The following is a 20,411-nucleotide window of genomic DNA, read 5'->3' on the forward strand; positions in this document are numbered from 1 at the left end:
CAGTGTTCATGCGTACTAAGGACAAATTGTCACACTTTATCCACCGTATTCGCTCCTATCAAGCTGTTTTCCTGCTATTGTTACTGACAGGGTCATATCAGGCATCAGCTCAGACGACACCTCGTTCCCGGGTGGATCAATTGAGCGACGAAGACGTTCAGAACTTTTATCAACGGGCCCAGGCCAGTGGTCTTAGTGAAGCACAGATCGAGCAGGCAGCTATGTCGCAGGGATACACACTGGATGATATTGCTAAAATGCGTAAGCGGATTACTGCACTACGTTCACAAGCCTCTCGCCCCTCAAGCCAGACAGCAATTGATAAGCAAACTGGCAGAACATTGCCTTCTGATCTTTCCCGAAGAACGGACTCAACGACTATGCGTCGAGATACGAGTAAGAAACTTCGTGTTTTTGGGGCATCTCTATTTGAGAATGCCAATCTGTCATTTGAACCCAACCTACGCATTGCCACCCCTCGAAATTATGTTGTGGGGCCAGATGATGAAATTAAAATCGATATTTCAGGTGCATCCACCGGTGACTTTAACTTGAAAGTAAGCCCTGATGGAACCGTAAAAATCCCTGATTTAGCCCCTATTTTTGTTAGTGGTCTTACCATTGAACAGGCGGAGCAGCGCATTATTGATCGGTTACGAAAGGGTGGTTACCAAGGCCTGGGTGCAGCCGGTAGTGGTACAAGTGCCAATATAGCCTTAACCAATATTCGAAGTATTCGTGTTACACTAGTCGGGGAAGTAGTCCGTCCGGGAACCTACACCATTTCTTCTCTTGGGTCTGCCTTTAATGCTCTGTATCTGGCTGGAGGGCCAAATCCAGAAACGGGGTCATTCCGAAAAATCAGCGTAATTAGAGGCAATCGGGTAATCCGTACTATCGATCTATACGATTTTATCCTTCGAGCAGATCAGCGCGATAACATTCAGTTGCGTGACCAGGATGTGATCCGTGTAGCGGACTACGAAACGCATGTTGAGTTGACCGGACAGGTTCGACGCCCAGCTATTTTTGAAGTATTACCCGGCGAAACGTTGAAAACGGTGTTGGGTTTTGCAGGCGGTTTTGCTGATGACGCTTATCGCGCTTCGATCACCCTTCGGCGAAATACGAGCCGTGAACGGCGTATCGTGACCATTACCGAAGAGCAAATAGCAAGTTTCATACCCCAGCGAGGAGACAAATATGAAGTAGGAAAAATACTCGAACGTTATGAAAACCGCGTTCAGGTAGCGGGAGCGGTCATGCGCCCCGGCGATTATTCCCTCGAACCTGGATTAGAAACAGTTCGTCAACTCATAACAAGGGCCGATGGTCTCCGCAAAGACGCATTTACCAATCGGGCATCTATTATCCGTGAACGTCCCGACATGGATAAAGAGAACCTATCCTTTGATTTAGGCAAATTGATGCGGAATGAAATTGCCGATATTCCACTGATGCGGCAGGATAGCCTGACCGTTTTATCGATTCGCGATCTTCGGGAGGAGTATTACGTTACTATTGAGGGAGCCGTAAACAGACCTGATACGGTTGATTTCGTTACCAATATGAGTGTAGCAGATCTTATTGCGCAGGCGGGGGGATTCCAGGAGGGAGCTAAGCCAAATCTAATTGAAGTATCTCGACGAATTCGTCAGGATTCATCGGGTATGCGGGCTACTAGACTGGAAATATATCGATTTGCAATTGATCGAAATCTACAAATTACATCGGTTAAACGTGATTCAGGGAGTGCCGGCGAATTTCGACTTCAACCGTTTGATATTGTGTATGTTCATACATCGCCAAATTATGAAAACCAGCAACAGGTATATGTGTATGGAGAAGTTATGCAACCTGGTAACTACTCCATTTTTAGTCGGGAAGAGCGCATTAGCGACTTACTGAAACGAGCGGGTGGCTTAAAGCCTCAGGCATATATACTAGGTGCTCAATTTAAACGGGAAGGTGATATTATTGCTAATGACCTGAGTGAAATCCTTACGGATTCTGGATCGGAAGAAAACTTATTACTTCGTGATCAGGATACATTGTACATTCCTAAGAGGTCTGAGATTGTTAACGTACAGGGAGGAGTCTTAAATCCATCGTCTGTTAGCTTCAAAGCGGCCTATAAGTTTGACGATTACATCAGCGAAGCGGGCGGATTTACGGATAATGCGCGGAAAAGTAAAGCGTATGTGGTTTACCCGAATGGCCGAAAAGATCGGACACATCGAATACTTTTTTTTTCGTCAAGACCTAAAGTTTATCCTGGTTCAACAGTAATTATTCCTTTTAAACCATTAGATACGAACCGGTTGAGTACTGCAGAGCGTCTTGGTATACTTTCTTTGTTGACAACAGTATCTATTGCGCTTGCTAATATTCTACTTCGTTAAGAAATACTTTCTCACTTTATTATGTCATTTATAGAAACAAAAAAAAACAAAGACATTAACGAGAAAGAAATTGAAATTCGGCTGAGCGATATTGTACAATTTCTGAAAAATGGTCGTCGAAAATTTTTGTTAGGTGCTTTGTTAGGGCTGTTAATTGGGGCTTTATATGCATTTTCTAAAGCTGATATGTATACCTCTCAGGTGACTGTAATGCCTGAAATACAGGCAATAGGAGCCGGAGGATTAGGGAACCTAGGCTCATTAGTAGGGTTAGCTGGGATTGGCATTGATAATGCAGGTGCTCAAGATGTTATTCGCCCTGATTTGTATCCAAATATTTTACAAAGTATTCCATTTGCCTTGCATCTCTTAAAGCAGCCGGTTTATTCTCAAAAATTGCAAGAAAGGATGACATTGCAAGAATTTGTAGGTCGTATAGAAAGTAAAAGCTTTATTAATAAGATGAGGTTATCTTCCGATAATGATGGAGTAGACAGAGTAGAAAACCTTGATCCAAAAAATTTCAGTCAAGCAATACAGCTAACAAGGAGACAGGAACAATTAATTAAATTAATTCAGGCGAATGTAATAGCTGCGTATGATAGGAAAACAGGAATATTGACACTGAGTGCTGTAGAACAAGATCCTGTCGTAGCTGCTACAATAGCTCGTTTATCACTCGAATACCTCACAAATTATATAATAACTTATCGTACTGAAAAAGCCAGCAAGCATGTTAACTTTTTATCACAACGTTTAAGTGAGGCTAAAGCCCGCTATCAGATGGCAGAATATGCCGTGTCTAATTATAGAGATCGGAATCGGAATTTATTCTTAAATACAGCCAAGATAGATGAACAAAGGCTTCAGGCTGATTATTTGCTTGAACAGTCTGTATATAATGAATTATCAAAGCAGTTAGAGCAAGCTAAAATTAAAGTGCAAGATGAAACACCCGTCTTTAAAATATTAGAGCCCCCAACCGTACCCTTGCGTAAAAGTGGGCCGAAGCGAACAATGATTATGTTAGGATTTAGTATGGTAGGGATAGTTATAAGTGTGATAATTGCACTAATCAGGTATATTCCATGGAATATTAAAAGTAAACAAACTGCATGAAAACAGCTTTGATTTGTGGTATATCGGGTCAAGACGGAGCCTATTTGGCTAAATTACTACTCGAAAAGGGCTATCATGTAGTTGGTGGATCACGTGATGCTCAAATGTCGTCCTTTAGTAATCTGGAACGTTTAAAAATCCGTTCTAAAGTTGAATTTGTCTCTATTAGTATTAATGATTTCAGGAGCGTGTTACAAACACTTTTGAAAGTTAGGCCAGATGAGGTATATAACTTAGCTGGTCAAAGCTCCGTAGGGCTGTCATTTGAGCAACCTGTCGAGACTCTTGAAAGTATAAGTGGAGGTACACTCAATATATTGGAAGCTATTCGCTTTAGTAATTTGCCGATCAAATTCTATAACGCAGGCTCTAGCGAATGTTTTGGTGATACTGGGAGTTTAAATGCTAACGAAAATACGCCATTTCGTCCAAGAAGCCCTTATGGAGTAGCAAAAGCAGCAGCATTTTGGCAAGTAGCTAATTATCGAGAAGCTTACAATCTTAAGGCAAGTACAGGAATTTTATTTAATCACGAATCTCCCCTTCGACCAGAGCGTTTCGTAACACAGAAAATTGTAGCAACTGCTTGCCGAATTGCTAATGGGGGTACAGAAACATTAATATTAGGTAACATTGACATCGCTCGTGATTGGGGCTGGGCACCTGATTATGTTGAGGCTATGTGGCTTATGCTTCAGCAAGATCACCAAGACGATTATGTGATTGCTACAGGCCAAACCTATAAATTGCGAGAATTTATCCGTGTCGTGTTTGAGACTCTTAGCCTTGATTGGCGGAATCACGTCCGTACAGATTCATCATTTTTTCGACCGACAGACATTGCTGAAGGTCACGCTGATCCAACTAAAGCTAATAGACAATTAGGATGGAGTGCGCGTTATAAGATGGAGGAGGTTGGAAAGTTGATGGTGCAAGAGCGGCTTTTGATCGTAGAAAGCCGAAGATAGAATTTTTATGAGAGCTCTTACTTTGAATTATATACGGGAGCGAATGCGAAATGTTCATCCACGTACACGTAAGGTACAATTCAATACTATTATTGGACTGTTTCTTAAAGGAGGTGGAATGATTATTTCATTATTATTATTACCACTTACAATAGATTACTTATCAAAAGACACATATGGAACCTGGTTAACAATTAGTTCTGTAGTAACTATGATGAGCTTTTTAGATATAGGTATTGGCAATGGATTGCGTAATAAGATTTCAGAAGCTGTTTCAAAGGGGGATAAGATGCTGGCCCGAGCATATATTAGCACGGCTTATGTAATTTTTGGCACTATACAGCTAACCGTTATTTTATTATTTTCATTATTAGAAAAATACATTCCTTGGCAACAGATTTTTAATACAACACTTCCGCTAGATCAGCTTCGGTTAGTTATTTGGTTAATAATTGTTGCGATGGCGATAAAACTTATTCTTGATATTCTAACTTATATTCTATTTGCTCTACAAGAGCCTAGTCAAGTCGCGCTAATTTCATTTCTATCTAATATACTCATACTTGCCGGAACATATGCGCTATCACGCTTGAATAGTGGAAATTTGGTCTATTTAGCTCTGATCACTTCTTTGATTCCTGTTGTGATTATGTTAATTAGTAGCTTTATAATGTATGGAGGACAATTGAAAGAATATACCCCTTCAATAAGATTAGGTAATGTTAAATATGGGCGAAGTCTCTTATCACTTGGCTACAAATTTTTTTTTATTCAAATAGCAGTTCTTATTCTCTTTTATACAGACAATTTAGTTATTGCCCAATTGTTCGGTCCATCTGAGGTTACCACTTATAATGTTGCTTTCCGTTATTTCAACGCGATTAATATATTATTCTCTATTATAATAACTCCTTATTGGTCTGCATTTACTGAAGCTGCAGCAAATAATGATATACAATGGATGAAACGCTCATATGATTATTTGCAAAAACTTTGGTTAGGCTTATTTGTCGCGGTTTTAATAATGATTTTTATAGCTAAAATAGTATATTCTTTTTGGATAGGGGATAGAGTTGTAGTTCCCACAGTAATCAACGTCGTAATGGGCATGAGTATATTGATTATTTGTTGGAATAATATTACTGTTTCTGTAATTAATGGATTGGGTAAGGTCAAAGTACAATTATTATGTTCAATATTTGCCGCACTTACTAATATTCCATTATCAATTTATCTAGCACAACAATTAGAAATAGGTAGTGCTAGTGTTATGATCGCAACTTGCTTATCTCTATTACCTGCCACTGTTACTGGAACAATACAGGCAAAAAAATTAAGCAATGGGCGTGCTAAAGGAATTTGGGCAAAATAAGCTAAAAATGACATGAAGTTAATTGAAAAAATAAAGAGTATAATAGCAGAAATCGAAGGATTAAAAGCAGATAATGACGAGACTCGCCTATTAATAGGCTCTATGTTCGCTCAAAATATTAGTGCTGTAAAAACCATAAAAGATGCTGAATTTAAAGTGTTTTCACAATTTGGTGACGACGGAATTATTCAATTTTTAATTAGAAACCTAGAGCCGACGGTTGATAAATTTGTAGAGTTTGGAGTTGAGACCTATAAGGAATCGAATACTAGGTTCCTATTAATGCACGACAACTGGCAGGGGTTAATTATTGATGGATCAAAGGCCAATATTGACTATATAAAAAAAACACCGATTTTCTGGCGTTATGATCTTACTCCAGTAAATTCATTTATCACTGTTGAAAATATTAATCAGATTTTAGAAGCTAATTGTTTTGATGGAAAAATAGGGTTACTTAGTATAGACATCGACGGTAACGACTATTGGATTTGGCAAGCCATTACGGTTTCGGATGCTGATATAGTAGTTATTGAATACAATAGCCTGTTTGGTATTGAACGGGCAATCACTGTTCCCTATATACCTGATTTTTTTAGGGGAACCGCCCATTATTCCTGCCTTTATTTTGGGGCATCACTACCTGCACTTTACGATTTAGCAAAATCAAAAGGTTATGCATTTGTCGGCTGTAATAAAGCTGGTAACAACGCTTATTTCGTTAAAAAAGACTTAATTGGCCCTATACCAGAATTGTCTCTCAGGGAAGGTTTCGTAGCCTCTCGTTTTAGGGAAGCTCGCGATTATCAGGGTAAATTGACATTTGCAAAAGAGGAAATCAGAATGAAGGAAATTTCAGGCCTTCCAGTTTTTAATACAAGAACAGGCCTTTTAGAAAGTATATAAAATATGAAAATTATTTTTGATCATCAAACTTTTTCTCAGCAAACATATGGAGGGATATCGCGCTATTATGCAGAATTGATTGCAGGTATAAACTGTACTTCAAATGCAAGTGCTCACTTACCAATTATATTCTCAAACAATATATACTTAAAAGATAAAGGTATACCGGCGAGACCTTTTTTTGCTAAGGCTGAAACAGCAAAAAAAATAAAATTCATTAATTATATAAATAAACTTTATAGTATCAATTCATTAAAACGAGAGGCTTTTGACGTGTTTCATGCAACTTATTATGATCCCTATTTTTTGCCTTATCTCAAAGGACGCCCTTTCGTGGTTACATTCTTGGATATGATACATGAAAAATTTGGTCAAAGATTTAAAGCGCTAGCTTATGATGGTGAAATAACAAGACAGAAACGTTTGTTAGCTAATCGTGCTGATCGAATTATTGCCATCTCAGAAAGTACTAAACATGATATAGTTGAGTTATTGGATATTAATCCATCTAAAATTAATGTAATTTATTTAGGTACTTCAGTAACTGCAAAATCGATCTCTATAAACAGCCCATTCTCTCACCCCCCTTACCTGCTGTTTGTTGGTAACCGAGATACATATAAAAATTTTAAAGGCTTGTTAGAAGCTACTCATCCACTCTTAAAACGGTATCAAATTAAACTTTTATGCGCTGGCGGAGGAAGGTTTACTAAAGACGAAACACTGTTTATTCATTCACTAAAAGTTGATGCATTTGTTGAACAATGTGCAATAAATGATCAAACCTTACCTTTGCTATACCAAAAGGCTATTGCATTTGTTTTTCCTTCACTATATGAGGGTTTTGGGATTCCTATTTTAGAAGCTTTTGCCTGTGAGTGCCCTTGTATCGTGAGTAATGGAAGCTCTCTCTCAGAGGTTGCCGGAGAAGCTGCTTTATACATAGATCCTACTTCGTACGATTCTATAACATTTGCTATTGAACAGATAATAGGTAATTCAAACTTGCGCCAGACATTAATACAAAAAGGCAAAGAGAGATTAAATATATTCTCTTGGCAAAGGACTGTAAACAAAACACTTAATCTGTACCAATCAATAATCTAATTAACTTCCTCGTTTCGTTCTATTAATAAAATATGAGGATTTACATATAAATTTTCGCTCAGTACTTACACTTTACTTTGAAAAAAGCATTAATATCTATTATAACAGTCGTTTACAATGCACATTCAACATTGGAAGCGACCATTTGTAGCGTTCTAGAACAAGAGAAAGAATTAGTTGAATATTGGATTATAGATGGTGGTAGTACCGATGGGTCGATCGATATAATAAAAAAATATGAAAACCAGCTAGCTGGTTGGCGAAGTGAGCCAGATAATGGTATTTACGACGCAATGAATAAAGGGATAAAAAATATGCAAGGGGAATGGATACTTTTTCTGGGCGCCGATGATGTAATATTGCCTGGGGTAATTAGTACTATTAAACCTTATTTAAATTCTCTATATTCTGTAGTATTTGGAGATGTGTTATTTACCAATAGCCACAGAATGCGCTCATTTTTTGGGGCACGCACTTTGTTTCAAAATACAGTACATCATCAAAGTGCCTTTTATAATAAATCAAATTTTTTAAATTTTTTTTATAATACTGAACTGGGAATTTTAGCTGATTACGAGCTGAATTTGAAAATATATTTAGAAAAGAAACCCTACTTATATATACCTGTAGTTATTGCGAGATGCGAGATTGGTGGCGCAAGTAGCAATTTGTCTAAATCTCTTAAAGAAACCAATGCTATTCGAGCTCACTATATAAAATCACCTTGGAAAAGTGCCTTTCTATCTGGAGCTTTAGTTATTTATTATGCACAGAAAAGAATTAGATACTATTTATATGGGCATCGTATTTAATTAATTATTAATATGAAATGTGATGATACAAAACAAATAACAACATATGAAAGAATCGCTGGTACAGTGATTCTTTATAATAGTAACTTTGATGTAATTGATAATATTAATACATACATGGATCAAGTTGAGGTATTATATGTTGTAGATAATTCAGACTCCCTGAACAAAGAATTAATAAATACATTGCAACAATTTGAAAAAATTATATATTATTCAAACAATGGAAATAGAGGGATTGCCTGTGCATTAAATATTGCTGCTAATCTAGCAATTTGTGATGGATTTTCTTATTTATTAACCATGGACGATGATACATCGGTTCCTCAAAATATGATTAATGTTATGTTGTCTTTTTTGAAAAATCATAAAAAAGATAATATAGCATTAATTGCTCCACAGCATATTCCTAATCTAGTTGAGAATTCTTATACAAATGTATACTTTGTTATTACATCTGGAAGTTTACTTGATCTTAATGCATATTTACAATGCGGCCCGTTTTTAGAAGAACTCTTTATTGACTGGGTAGATCATGAATACTGTATGCGATTAAAAAAACACAATTTTTCAATTATTGAACTTAATTATTTGTCTATTAATCATCGCTTGGGTAACCGAAAAGAAATTTCACTTTTGGGAGTTTCTGTTTTTTGGACTTCACATAACCCAATACGTATTTATTACAAGATTCGAAACACTCTTTACGTACTAACAAAATATCGTAAGATTATACCAATTGGCTATCTCATTATCTTTGCCAAAGATTTCACAAAGGAAATAGTTAAAAATCTAACCTTTGAAAATAATAAAAAATATAGAGCTTTTTTATTATATAGAGCCTTTTGCGACTATTGGCAGAATAGAATGGGCCCTTTTAAATAATTCAATATGATGACTGGATATTTGCCGGTTAGGGATTTTAAGGTTAACCTTAGTAGCATTATTTGTTATTTAGGTATTATTTTGTTGTTTACTCCTAAGGTAAATTTAATTTCCTTTGCAGATCAATCAGCTGGGATCCGTATTGACGATATAATAATTAGCTGTATTGCAGGTACAACATTCCTGTTATTTAGCACAATATACAAGAAAAAGTTTTCGCCTTTAGAGCTCTTGTTTTATATATTTGTGTTTTTAGGTATTTTTTCAAATATTATAAATATAGTATTTAATGGTCAATCGAACCTTTTATACTCATTTCGAAATGTTGAATATTTTGTATTCTTTTACATAGGCTATTTTAGCCGTACAAAAATCACGATTACAAAGGTCTCATACATCTATATACTCATTAATGGGTTTGTTATTTTTTTGCAAAAATTTGCACTAATTGGGGGCTTTAGATCTGAGGGATATTTTGATAATGTGTCGACCCGTCCAGTAGGATTGACGGGGGGACCTTGGGAAGTGGGAACCATACTAATGTTTGCTTTATGCGTAATTATATATGTAGAAGTTAATATCAACAAAAAAATATTATTTTCTATATTGGTGCTAATTTTGCTTTTAATTACAGGTGCCCGTTTGCCAACACTCTCTTATTTTATTGTAATTGGTGCATTATTATTTTCCAAATCTAAAAATAAACTTTTTTTAATATTATGTGTATTCTTTATTGTGCCATTGCTATTAGTTTTTATAAGTCAGTTTAACAATCCTGTCATTCAGCGCTCCGCAAATTTATTCTCCTATAGTAATATTGATCAATTTTTACACTATTATAAAAGCATAAAAGTTGAATCTCGATTTATTGATTTTCCTGAAACCCCATTCGATGAAACTTCCGATATGAGTTGGTTGTACAGAATATCTAAGTGGAGTTTTGCAATAAAGTATTGGCTAAATTCCGGAGTTGAATATATAATTGGCCTCGGTCCCGGTATATGGGGATTCGCGCTTGATGGTGGCTGGATAAGAATTTTGACTGAGAATGGAATTCTTGCATCAGTTGTATACATTATGTTTTTGATGAAAGTGAGTGCTATGCATTCAGCTTTGAAAATGATTGTAATTACGTTAGCAATTAATATGATAATGATTGATATACACATGGCTTATAAGTGTATGGCCTTCTTCTTCTTTGCGATAGGATATTTTTCAGATGACAATAAATTTACATATTCTTTTAAAATAACTTGATTATGATAAGTGTATGTATGGCCACTTATAATGGTAGTAAATATATTATTAGGCAGATAAATTCTATTATACCTCAACTCGGTAATGATGATGAAATTATAATTTCAGATGATAATTCTACTGATAGCACTCTAGATTTGTTATATGCTATTAATGATAAGCGAATTAAGATAATTATTAATAAACTAAAGTCTGGTCCAGTCGGAAATTTTCAGAACGCTTTAAACAATGCTAAGGGTGATATTATATTTCTTGCTGATCAAGATGATATATGGTCGCAGGATAAAATTTCAACCATATGTAAATTGCTTATTGATCATGATCTTGTATTAAGTAATTGTGAGGTAGTTGATCAAGATCTAAAAATCTTGATTCCTTCTTTTTTTAATTTCAGAGGTAGTAGACCGGGGTTTTGGTTTAATCTATATAAAAACTCTTATATTGGATGTTGTATGGGATTTCGGCGTGAAGTGCTAAATTATGTTTTACCAATTCCAGAGAATATTCATATGCATGATTGGTGGATTGGACTTTTAGTTGAAACTCGTGGACGGATTAAATTCGTGGAAAAACCTTTAATGAGTTATGTAAGACATGGTCATAACACATCACCTACTGGTGAGAAAACAACTTATAGTACTTTAAAGCAGTTACAAAATCGATTATCTATGCTCTGGTATATTTTTAAAAGAGGGCTAGTATAATTTCGTAAATAAAAAAACCTGATGGTATCTGTAATTATTCCAACATATAATGCAGCATCTTATTTGCCTGCTTTAATATCGGCCTTAAATAATCAGACCATTTCTCACGAACTTATTGTACTGGATTCTGAATCAACAGACACTACTTGTCAAATATTAAGTCAAGCCGGAATACAATATATATCAATACCTAAGTCTGAGTTTAATCATGGTAAGACTCGAAATCTGGGGGTTTCTTTGGCAAAATATGAATCTATTATATTCATGACACAGGATGCCTTACCCGCATCTGACGATGCTTTTGAAAAATTAATTGTTGGCTTACAGGCAAGTAACCGGATTACTATGGCTTATGGACGTCAGGTGCCTTATCCCCATACAGATGTATTTGGCCAATTTGCTAGATTAAATAATTATCCAATTCATAGTGTTGTAAAAGATAAGTCGATGATACCTCATTTGGGAATTAAAACTTGTTCTTGCTCAAATTCGTTTGCAGCTTACAAAAAATCATGCTTATTGCAAATTGGACAATTCCCACAAGACACTATATTAGGTGAGGATGTTACCGTTGCAGCGAAATTTATATTGCAAGATTTTTCAGTAGCTTATTGTGCTGATGCTCAGGTGTATCATTCTCATGATTATTCAATTGTTGAAGAATTTAAACGCTATTTTGACATTGGGGTTTTTCATAAACAACAATACGATATTCTTTACGCATTTACTCGAGCAGAGTCAGAAGGTATGCGGTATGTAATTGAAGAGTGCAAGTATATAATTAAAACCGGCGTTGTATGGCTGCTGCCTATCCAATTTATACGCACGATAGCTAAGTATATTGGCTATCGTGCCGGGCGAATGTACAAGCGACTACCCATTAAAATTAATCGATTTTTAAGTATGCACCGCGCTTTTTGGTAATAACGTGTGTTTGCTTAAACATAAATAAGTGAATTACTTGCCTTTAAGTAGACGACGAAGAACTCGTTCCATCTTGATTTGATTCTGTTTAATGACCTGCAATTCTTGTTGTTGCTTTTGATTTACCTTATTTAGCTCAATATTGTATAGTGTCAGTTCTTCGATTTTCTCAAGTAATTTCGCCTGCATCTTTCCGACATCGATACCTTCTTTTACTACTTCATCGGCTGAAGGTACACCTGGCAGGTGTTTTTCCCGATTAATATAGGTTTCAACCGACCTTAAAGTTCGCAGAGGATAGCCATAATCAAACACTCTATCTGACCAATCATTTGTGCTTTTCACCGCTATCTTCACTTTCTCTGTTAGAATACCATCCTCTACAAACAGTTTATAGCCAGTTGGCGTTTGAGATATTCCATTCCCGATAATAACACCACCATTATTAATATTTTGCATATGAATCCCTGAGGTCATCCATAGGCTGGAATCTGCTCCAATACGGGCTGAACTGTTCACACTTCCTAGAATTACATCCCCATTCGCATTAACAGTAAGGAACTTAGTCTGATTCAGTGCACTAGCTGGAGAACTAGTAGTTAGATTTGTTAATCGTAAACCTGACTGATTTACAGTTCCCTTCGTGATTTCCAGCTTGTTAGCTGGGGATGAAGTGCCAATTCCTACATTGGCATTACTGCCCAATACAATTGAATTACTCTGACTGACAACGGCATTGGCTCCTATGGCAGCGGCATTAGTTAGATTTGTGGGGTTAACAGTGCCGGCTTTAGCTCCATAGCCAATGAATACGTTGTCTGTCCCCGTCTGATTGTTAAGCCCTGAATATTGACCAATGGCGGTGTTGCGTTGTCCAGTTGTATTATGGAGAGCGGAGCCATCCCCAATAGCTGTATTGCCAACGCCTATGGAGTTATTCTGCCCTGAGGAATTACCCATAAATAGATTTAAACTGCCTGTGGTATTACCGCCCCCGGCAAAAGAACCTAAAAATAAGTTACTACCTCCTGTAGTATTACTGCCACCAGCTGAATTACCTATAAAGACATTATAATCTCCAGTTGTGTTAGTACGACCAGCTATTACACCTAAGAAAGTATTGTACTGGCCAGTCGAGTTTGTGAATCCTGCTTCATACCCTACAAATGTGTTGTTGCCACCGGTGGTAATGTTGAAGCCAGACTGATAACCAAAAAATGCATTAGACGCAGCACTTGTACCATTAAAGCCACTCTGATGCCCTACATAAGTGTTCATCTGACCTGTATTATTCTTATAGCCTGCCAATGTGCCCATAAATACGTTCAGTCTACCCGTAGTATTATAAAAGCCAGCCTCCCGACCTACCATAACGTTCGATGACCCTGTGGTGTTTTGAAAAGCAGTTTGAAGACCAACAAATACATTATCCTGTCCCGTATTGTTTGTCCAGCCCGCTTCACGTCCTACAAATGTATTATTCGAACCAGATGTGTTACTGTATCCTGAAAGAATGCCTAAGAATGTGTTTGAGGTGCCAACAGTATTGTTAAAGCCAGCGTCACGACCCAGGATAGTATTAAATGATCCAGTAGTAGTATTATAGCCAGCTTGAAGCCCTATAAATGTATTGGACTCTGCTGATATATTTGAGAATCCAGCCTGATAACCCATAAAAGTATTAGAGGATCCTGTCGTATTCTTATAGCCTGCCAATGTGCCCAAAAAGGTATTCTGAGCGCTTGTTGATGTTATAGCCACCCCTGCCCCTGGACCTACTAATGTATTGTTAGCCCCAGGAGTGCTGGAGTTAGTTATGTTCGCAACATAGTTGTTTTGTGCTATGAGGCAACCAGGTAGCAAAAAGTAGCAGAGAAAGTAAAAATAGGGGCGCATAATGGATAAAGCTAGTCTAATAATAAAGGTTAACTAATGGCCTCAATAGTTGTTTAAGTTCGCTTTATCATGCCAAAGTGAACAATGTGACTACAAGGATATATTTTTTCGCAACAATTAATGCTAGATTAATCTTGCTCAACTATTCTGTAAACAAAACCAATGGTACTGTATCTATGCTGTTGAGTTGGCGGTTAATAAATTGCCAGATAGAATTATAACTAGGTGATGTTGTATGAGTCAAGGCTTATTGTTTACAAACTACTAATAGCACGGGCATACACATTATTCGTAGGGTTGCTATCATAGTTGTGTGCAGCATCGTCGGCTACATTCACGGTTATAATGGAGGAGCTACCTGAGTTCGCATTAGTGCGCGTGATACTAAAGCCCAAAGCTGACTGACCATTGGCATCAATAAACTGCCCAGTAGTCAAGGTGACTGTAATTTGTCGGTTGTCAAGGTTACTGCTCACTGACCAGTCGGCATTACTTACAGTTACTGGATTGTCGGTGCCGCCCGACACATTCATACTCGTCAACGTTGGATCAAAAGTAAGCGTATACCCTAACGGAGCTGTGACGGTAACATTCACTAGCCCTAGCGAAGTAGGTAGGCCAGCGACTTCGGCAAGGCTGATCAGGAAGTCGCCTACACTACCCGGAGCTGGAAAGTTGGCCTGAGGCAAAACAAGTATGGGTGTTAGATCAGGGCCTGGTGTAGACTCATAAACGCCAATGTCAATTGTCTCATGCTGAATACGCGTATTATTATAAAGATCTTTCTGGGGGCCAACAGCATTGTTGTAGGCTTCATTATCGCCGGCATCAATGGCTAATGAGCCGTCTTTTAGCCGAAAGTCAGTATTGGATACGAAGGGAAAGAGGGAAGAAATAATGTTGTGGGAGCCTTGATAAAATAGCCCATTATCCGGTATACCTGTTCTTATCAAACAATAATTAGCCTTGACCCTGCCAGGGCCAAGGTTGGTAATTGGAGGGACAGGAGGAGAGCTAATTCCCTGCCATATAATGCAATTAGTTAGATTGGGGGCGCTGGGCGCATCATTGAAAATTTCAGAGCCTCGACCACTCGTCACATTATTTGCTAGCACACAGTTGATCAAGGTAGGATTGCTACTAATATTGCATAGTCCACCGGCAGTTAGCGAGGTATTGTTATGAATAATGCAGTTAATGAAGGTGGGGTTGCTAGTATAGTTAGCTATTCCCCCCCCAGTATTGCCATGATTATTCTTTACAATGCAATTGATGAAAGTAGGGCTACTGCTCTGGTTCAAAATGCCTCCTCCAGTGTAGCCATTACTAACATTGAAATCATTAGCATTGCCCCCTGTTATAACAATACCATCTAATACAGCTGTACTATTTAACGCATTGTTGGCTATAACGTGGTAATTGTTGGCGCCAGATCCTGATAGAATAGTCGGAAAATTAGTGGGGTTACGATTCTCAAGTGTACCACTACCATCGGCTGGAAAGCCTCCATAAATGGCTAAGTTATTCTTCATACTGAAGCTGATAGTGCGGTCAGCCGAGTTGGTAGGGTTATAAGTGCCCACAGCCACCCACACCTGATCTCCGATTGCACTGGCATTGATGGCTCCCTGTAAATTAGTCGTCGCTGTTGGCCAGGAGGTCGCCGTGACCGGGTCGGCGTTGGTACCTGTAGCAGATACATAACGGACGGTTTGAGCATTTGCCGATAAATGGAGGGAAATAAGAAAAAATAGAGTCCCTATCAGTCGAAGATGGGAAGCGGTCGGGATTGAGTAGAACAGCTGGATCATGGTTGAATAGATGATAATTTATAATTTACCTCGAATGTAAGTATTGTTATAACAAGGCCCTATTTTGCGTTTAAAATTAATCTTTAGGCAAGCTAACTCCTGGCGCTTATGTATTTTGTGTAGTTCAACACCGATAAAGCACTGGTTGATGATGAAAGAAAGTCCATTGTAGCTCATTCATAAGTTGATTGTACAATCAACTTACGGCAAGTCACTTACCCCTCAGTTTGTCTGTTGTGTTGTCCAAGTGTACATTAGAATGCTTGTTCTGATTCAATTTCGGTGATGCGTGCAAATTTTAAATAATATCTGTTGGCGCAACAAGTCAAAACTTGCTCAACCCACCGACCAGCTACTTACACAGCGTTGGGGTCAGTGGTATTGGCAATTGGCATATACCTCGAACGATCACACGTAACCAACTCAACGTTTGGGTGATCGCGAAACCAGTCTTCCAGCGTCTTGTCTTCGTGGTCGGGTAGAACATTGATAGGTTGATGCCGATCCAGATCAACCAGAAGGGTACCATAACATTACCCTTTTCTAAAGGCAAAAACAACAGCGCTCAAGAGCTTGGTTGTAGGCTAATTTTTGGACGAGTGTTTTGTGGCTTATACGTAATAGGTTTGAGTGACTCACTGGCTGGCCGGTTATCTACATAGTTGGGCGTCCGGTCGAGCATCGGTTATTAAGGGATGACCTGTAAGGGTTGCTGGGCTCGGTTTAGTCGGCGAACAAAGAGCCAGAAGTAATCCAAAACAGTTTGGGCGAAAATTTTCCGGTTACATTGGTCATTTCGGCAGAAGAACTTTCGAAGATGAATCATGAGTGAAACAGCTTTTTTCGTAAATAGGCAAATCGGTTAGGGTAAGTTGATATAAGCTATGCATCTTATTTGTAGGCAATTGATAGGCTGGTAGCGACCAACGGTCTGAGTGGCTATCAGGCTGATCTCAATAGCGGTTTCGCGAATGGTACGGTGAATAAGTTGAAAATGATCAGGCAGTAGTTGGGACAAATCCATGATCAAACTTGGTAAAGTACCACGTCATCAACGAAATTGAATCAGAACCTTGAGTTTTAGGTGGGTCAGTTTATTCCGAAATACTCAAAGATTAGTTAAGTTTGAATTGTGAACGCTTAGTAAAGGTTTCGAAGCTATAATTCAACAGGTGATAAATCGAATCATGATCGGCGATTTCAGTTTTTTGACAGCCACTAAGTAATAATATGTTTTTTTATTCGCTAATTATTTTTTTTAGAACATTCGTACCTTTCAATCGAGAGGTATCTACTTGTGATAATTATATCGACCTTTTTCTACACACTTTATTTGATGCGCGAAATATTACACCACATACTTCAAAAATAAAATTATATGGTGCAGGCTACTTATTAACTTATCCTTTAGATATAAGTCAGAAGTTCTTGGGGGATTTGATAAATATTGACTTAACAAATTGTATAAGAAATAGAATTTACTCAATAAACAACAGGCCTAACCCAACTAATTATAATAAAAAGACTAACAATAATTGGGCGAAGGGGAAATATAAATTCTATTTAAAAAAGAAGGGAATCCCGCCGATATCTATTGTACGTTTTGGCGCCAAAGGTGATGGCATAACCGATAATCGCCTTGCCATTCAAAGGGCTCTTACTAGTGGAGCTCCCGCTATTTTAATTCCCAAAGGAGTTTTTATTGTGTCTCTTGATCCTTCGTTAACTACCCCCGAAGGTGGAACAGGAGTAGCTATTAATGTTCCATCAAATAAAACAATTTACATTCAGGGTAAGATATTACTAAAGTCAGGTACGATCGGCAATTCTTCTGTAATTATTGGTAATACTAGTTCCGTAAAAAATGTACATATTATTGGGCAACAAGGTAGTGTTGATGGTAACCGTTCCAAGGTAAAGGGAAAAACAATTAATGTCTGCTTATGGAACGCTATTGATTGTAGTTATGAAAACCTATCCACCGAAAACGGTTCATTCTTTGGATTGTCTTTTCGAGGTACAGTGCCAGGATACGGGCACAACCGTATGACTGGCTGTCGTGTCAATAACATGGATGATATAGGTATTCAAATCGCTAAACCTTCACTAGGTTTTATAGCTGATCATTGCCAGGTTAGTAATTGTAAAGATAATGGTATTGATATAGAGGGTAATAACCCGGCTGGTGATCCTGGTTTTGGTAAAGATGTAATGCTTAAATATTGTATTATTAAAAATGTCGCTAATGGCGTTTTTCTAGAATCTGTTGGAGGTGTGACATTGATTAACTCCACCATTGATCATGCTAATTCTAATGCGGTCTATATTAACCGAATCAACTCAGGTTCTTTTGGTAACAAAATCCTTAATAACAGGTTTTTAAATACTCCTGAAGGGACAGGTGTTAATTTTAACAGCTACGTTGGTGATACAGAGGTTTCGAATAATTATTTTGAAAATTTCAAACAATCTATAAGTTTTAATGGTGGAGCTACTAACATTTCAGTTGGTGTTAACACACATAAAAAAATCTCGCGTTATTTAGTGAATATCAATCGCCTTAATAACAGCGCAGTAAAATGTGTTGTTGCTCAACAATTACTAAATGATGCTCCAAAAAATGGATTCCCTGAAACAACAACACCATTAAGTAATACAGAAAATTTTGCAAACCGGATTTATTTAACATCTATCAAGCCAGCCTACTCCTTAAAGACAGGAAAAAAATTGCCTGGTACATTTATTCGGCGTCAAACTACTACTGCCAAAAATAGTGAGTGGAATGCGTACGCTGTATACTATAAGCAACAGACTATTCAATATTTACCTGATAATTCACCAAATGTAGGTGAATATGTTAAAATCAATGGTACTATATTTTATGTTTTTGCCAATTTGATACCTGGGGAGTATATTCTTCAGCGACCAAAAGGCAAAGATGGCAACTTTACATCGATTACAAATGGTATTTATCCCGTTACCATTTATTTATCTGAATGGATGGAACAATAGTATAATAAGTAGAATCTAAATTTGATAACTATCTTTAATATTAATTTGTTAAGCGACTAAGAGACAGTGTGCAAATAAAATGGTAATGTAATTCTTGAAAATATTTGGATACAGATTGTAATAGTGCTTTCATTATGTGATGATTGCTGGAATTCTAGAGCTGGCCAACTCATGTTTCAACTAGGCAACAACAAAGTGATCATACCCGAGATAGTATCTCCCCAATTTGCTTGGCGTCTACCTTTAAGGCTACCCAAAACTGATAACAACTCACCAAATGATTATGCTGCTAACTCAATTTACCACATTAATACCTCTCTAAACCAGCCAATTCACTGGAACTGCCGCAAAAGTCTTCGATTTGTCACCCTGTTGCCATTAGCTAAATTTGCGGAAATAAGTTTGCAGAATCGCCTGATTCAATTGTTGTGACTAATGCAAAAAATTGTCCTATAGGCAATTTACCCTAATGTAAACACCTTTGACTATCGCATTTACCCTTAACTTATTGCGTGGGTTAGCTATTTTACGGATTCATCAGGTTTGTATCACCGATATTACGAATGTACCTGATTAGGATCGCAGATGCGGGTCATTATTGATCTTCATAGCTGCTGCGTACTAAAATGGTCTCCAAAGCGATGCAGGCTGAGTGGCGTGTTAGGTGCTAATGAAGACCTTAGCAAGCGATCCTCAGCCAGAAATTTTCAGTTGAATAGGGGTGTCAATTTACATCGTATGACTTTATGGCCATACTGCTCAGACAGAACATATGCTTCACTATGGATGGCAACTGAACTTTAGACAACATATTCATAGAGAGGCATTGGCGAATGCAGGGCCGCCAATGTCGTAAAATATGAGAATATTTATCTGAAAGCGTATCAAGAGGGCTGGCAGGTGGGAGCAAGCTTATAAGGCTATTTTAATTTTTACAATTGTCGATATTTTCATCAACCGCTGAATGATCGAACGAAAGAACAAGTATTAAAGAAAATAGAAAGTGGTCAAAAAAATAGAAAATAAAATCAACTAACAACCGTCGGGCGGCCCTGTTCGTGATTCAGTAGTAAGGTTGCAGTATATTGTAAAAGTTTCAGCTGGGCATGATCTTTGATAGTTAAACCCGGATTTTGATCAGTTTCAAATGTATTATGATTGAAAAAGGGATAAATTATTGATAATGAAGTATTTGTGTTAAATATTTGCTATTGTATAATATTTCATTAGTATATT

Annotated in this window: 15 protein-coding genes; 12 read left to right on the forward strand and 3 right to left on the reverse strand. The window is 37.4% G+C overall.

The features are described from left to right. The first annotated feature begins 8 nt into the window (after positions 1–8). From ACYVGO_RS06170 to ACYVGO_RS06220, 11 genes are all read left to right on the forward strand, one after another. Positions 9–2,402: an SLBB domain-containing protein gene (locus tag ACYVGO_RS06170; RefSeq protein ID WP_460968356.1), complete on the forward strand. Its 2,394-nt coding sequence runs from the start codon at positions 9–11 to the stop codon at positions 2,400–2,402. Between the two features lie 21 nt (positions 2,403–2,423). Then, the gene (locus tag ACYVGO_RS06175) at positions 2,424–3,521 is read left to right on the forward strand and encodes a GNVR domain-containing protein (RefSeq protein ID WP_460968358.1); all 1,098 of its coding nucleotides are present in this window, start codon (positions 2,424–2,426) and stop codon (positions 3,519–3,521) included. Continuing rightward, positions 3,518–4,489 carry a GDP-mannose 4,6-dehydratase gene (locus ACYVGO_RS06180; RefSeq protein WP_460968359.1) on the forward strand — a complete coding sequence of 324 codons (972 nt, stop codon included), beginning with the start codon at positions 3,518–3,520 and terminating at the stop codon, positions 4,487–4,489. Before ACYVGO_RS06175 ends, ACYVGO_RS06180 begins: the two co-directional genes overlap by 4 nt. Positions 4,490–4,532: 43 nt before the next feature. Then, entirely contained in the window at positions 4,533–5,861 is a 1,329-nt protein-coding gene (locus tag ACYVGO_RS06185) for an oligosaccharide flippase family protein (RefSeq protein WP_460968848.1), read from the forward strand. Positions 5,862–5,873: 12 nt separating this feature from the next. Beyond that, positions 5,874–6,767: a hypothetical protein gene (locus ACYVGO_RS06190; protein ID WP_460968361.1), complete on the forward strand. Its 894-nt coding sequence runs from the start codon at positions 5,874–5,876 to the stop codon at positions 6,765–6,767. 3 nt (positions 6,768–6,770) lie between these two features. Beyond that, positions 6,771–7,874: a glycosyltransferase family 4 protein gene (locus ACYVGO_RS06195; RefSeq protein WP_460968363.1), complete on the forward strand. Its 1,104-nt coding sequence runs from the start codon at positions 6,771–6,773 to the stop codon at positions 7,872–7,874. 77 nt (positions 7,875–7,951) lie between these two features. Further along, positions 7,952–8,686 carry a glycosyltransferase family 2 protein gene (locus ACYVGO_RS06200; RefSeq protein ID WP_460968365.1) on the forward strand — a complete coding sequence of 245 codons (735 nt, stop codon included), beginning with the start codon at positions 7,952–7,954 and terminating at the stop codon, positions 8,684–8,686. Between the two features lie 12 nt (positions 8,687–8,698). Then, positions 8,699–9,571, forward strand: coding sequence for a glycosyltransferase family 2 protein (locus ACYVGO_RS06205; RefSeq protein ID WP_460968367.1), 873 nt, complete (start codon positions 8,699–8,701; stop codon positions 9,569–9,571). Positions 9,572–9,577: 6 nt separating this feature from the next. Beyond that, complete coding sequence (locus ACYVGO_RS06210) at positions 9,578–10,828, forward strand: hypothetical protein (protein ID WP_460968368.1); 1,251 nt, start codon at positions 9,578–9,580, stop codon at positions 10,826–10,828. A 17-nt stretch (positions 10,829–10,845) separates the two neighbouring features. Beyond that, positions 10,846–11,532 carry a glycosyltransferase family 2 protein gene (locus ACYVGO_RS06215; RefSeq protein WP_460968370.1) on the forward strand — a complete coding sequence of 229 codons (687 nt, stop codon included), beginning with the start codon at positions 10,846–10,848 and terminating at the stop codon, positions 11,530–11,532. Positions 11,533–11,553: 21 nt separating this feature from the next. Next, the gene (locus ACYVGO_RS06220; RefSeq protein ID WP_460968372.1) at positions 11,554–12,456 is read left to right on the forward strand and encodes a glycosyltransferase family 2 protein; all 903 of its coding nucleotides are present in this window, start codon (positions 11,554–11,556) and stop codon (positions 12,454–12,456) included. 33 nt (positions 12,457–12,489) lie between these two features. Here the strand turns inward: ACYVGO_RS06220 and ACYVGO_RS06225 are convergent, their stop codons facing one another. The 3 genes from ACYVGO_RS06225 to ACYVGO_RS06235 form a co-directional block, all read right to left on the reverse strand. After that, positions 12,490–14,352 (reverse strand): beta strand repeat-containing protein, encoded by a 1,863-nt coding sequence (locus tag ACYVGO_RS06225; protein WP_460968373.1) that lies wholly within the window; start codon positions 14,350–14,352, stop codon positions 12,490–12,492. A 254-nt stretch (positions 14,353–14,606) separates the two neighbouring features. Then, positions 14,607–16,163, reverse strand: a complete 1,557-nt coding sequence (locus ACYVGO_RS06230) for a choice-of-anchor Q domain-containing protein (RefSeq protein ID WP_460968375.1) — start codon at positions 16,161–16,163, stop codon at positions 14,607–14,609. Between the two features lie 862 nt (positions 16,164–17,025). After that, positions 17,026–17,187 (reverse strand): hypothetical protein, encoded by a 162-nt coding sequence (locus ACYVGO_RS06235; protein ID WP_460968376.1) that lies wholly within the window; start codon positions 17,185–17,187, stop codon positions 17,026–17,028. Between the two features lie 206 nt (positions 17,188–17,393). Here ACYVGO_RS06235 and ACYVGO_RS06240 point away from each other — a divergent pair, with 206 nt between their 5' ends. Next, the gene (locus ACYVGO_RS06240) at positions 17,394–19,175 is read left to right on the forward strand and encodes a right-handed parallel beta-helix repeat-containing protein (RefSeq protein WP_460968378.1); all 1,782 of its coding nucleotides are present in this window, start codon (positions 17,394–17,396) and stop codon (positions 19,173–19,175) included. Positions 19,176–20,411 lie beyond the last annotated feature (1,236 nt).

It is taken from the genome of Spirosoma migulaei, from assembly GCF_054776855.1.

Excerpts from the sequence above, each read along its gene's own strand:
- ACYVGO_RS06180 (WP_460968359.1), top strand. The coding sequence starts at position 3,518 with ATGAAAACAGCTTTGATTTGTGGTATATCGGGTCAAGACGGAGCCTAT.
- ACYVGO_RS06185 (WP_460968848.1), top strand. The coding sequence starts at position 4,533 with ATGCGAAATGTTCATCCACGTACACGTAAGGTACAATTCAATACTATT.
- ACYVGO_RS06195 (WP_460968363.1), top strand. The coding sequence starts at position 6,771 with ATGAAAATTATTTTTGATCATCAAACTTTTTCTCAGCAAACATATGGA.
- ACYVGO_RS06220 (WP_460968372.1), top strand. The coding sequence starts at position 11,554 with ATGGTATCTGTAATTATTCCAACATATAATGCAGCATCTTATTTGCCT.
- ACYVGO_RS06205 (WP_460968367.1), top strand. The coding sequence starts at position 8,699 with ATGAAATGTGATGATACAAAACAAATAACAACATATGAAAGAATCGCT.
- ACYVGO_RS06210 (WP_460968368.1), top strand. The coding sequence starts at position 9,578 with ATGATGACTGGATATTTGCCGGTTAGGGATTTTAAGGTTAACCTTAGT.
- ACYVGO_RS06175 (WP_460968358.1), top strand. The coding sequence starts at position 2,424 with ATGTCATTTATAGAAACAAAAAAAAACAAAGACATTAACGAGAAAGAA.
- ACYVGO_RS06225 (WP_460968373.1), bottom strand. The coding sequence starts at position 14,352 with ATGCGCCCCTATTTTTACTTTCTCTGCTACTTTTTGCTACCTGGTTGC.
- ACYVGO_RS06190 (WP_460968361.1), top strand. The coding sequence starts at position 5,874 with ATGAAGTTAATTGAAAAAATAAAGAGTATAATAGCAGAAATCGAAGGA.
- ACYVGO_RS06230 (WP_460968375.1), bottom strand. The coding sequence starts at position 16,163 with ATGATCCAGCTGTTCTACTCAATCCCGACCGCTTCCCATCTTCGACTG.
- ACYVGO_RS06235 (WP_460968376.1), bottom strand. The coding sequence starts at position 17,187 with ATGGATTTGTCCCAACTACTGCCTGATCATTTTCAACTTATTCACCGT.
- ACYVGO_RS06240 (WP_460968378.1), top strand. The coding sequence starts at position 17,394 with ATGTTTTTTTATTCGCTAATTATTTTTTTTAGAACATTCGTACCTTTC.
- ACYVGO_RS06170 (WP_460968356.1), top strand. The coding sequence starts at position 9 with ATGCGTACTAAGGACAAATTGTCACACTTTATCCACCGTATTCGCTCC.
- ACYVGO_RS06215 (WP_460968370.1), top strand. The coding sequence starts at position 10,846 with ATGGCCACTTATAATGGTAGTAAATATATTATTAGGCAGATAAATTCT.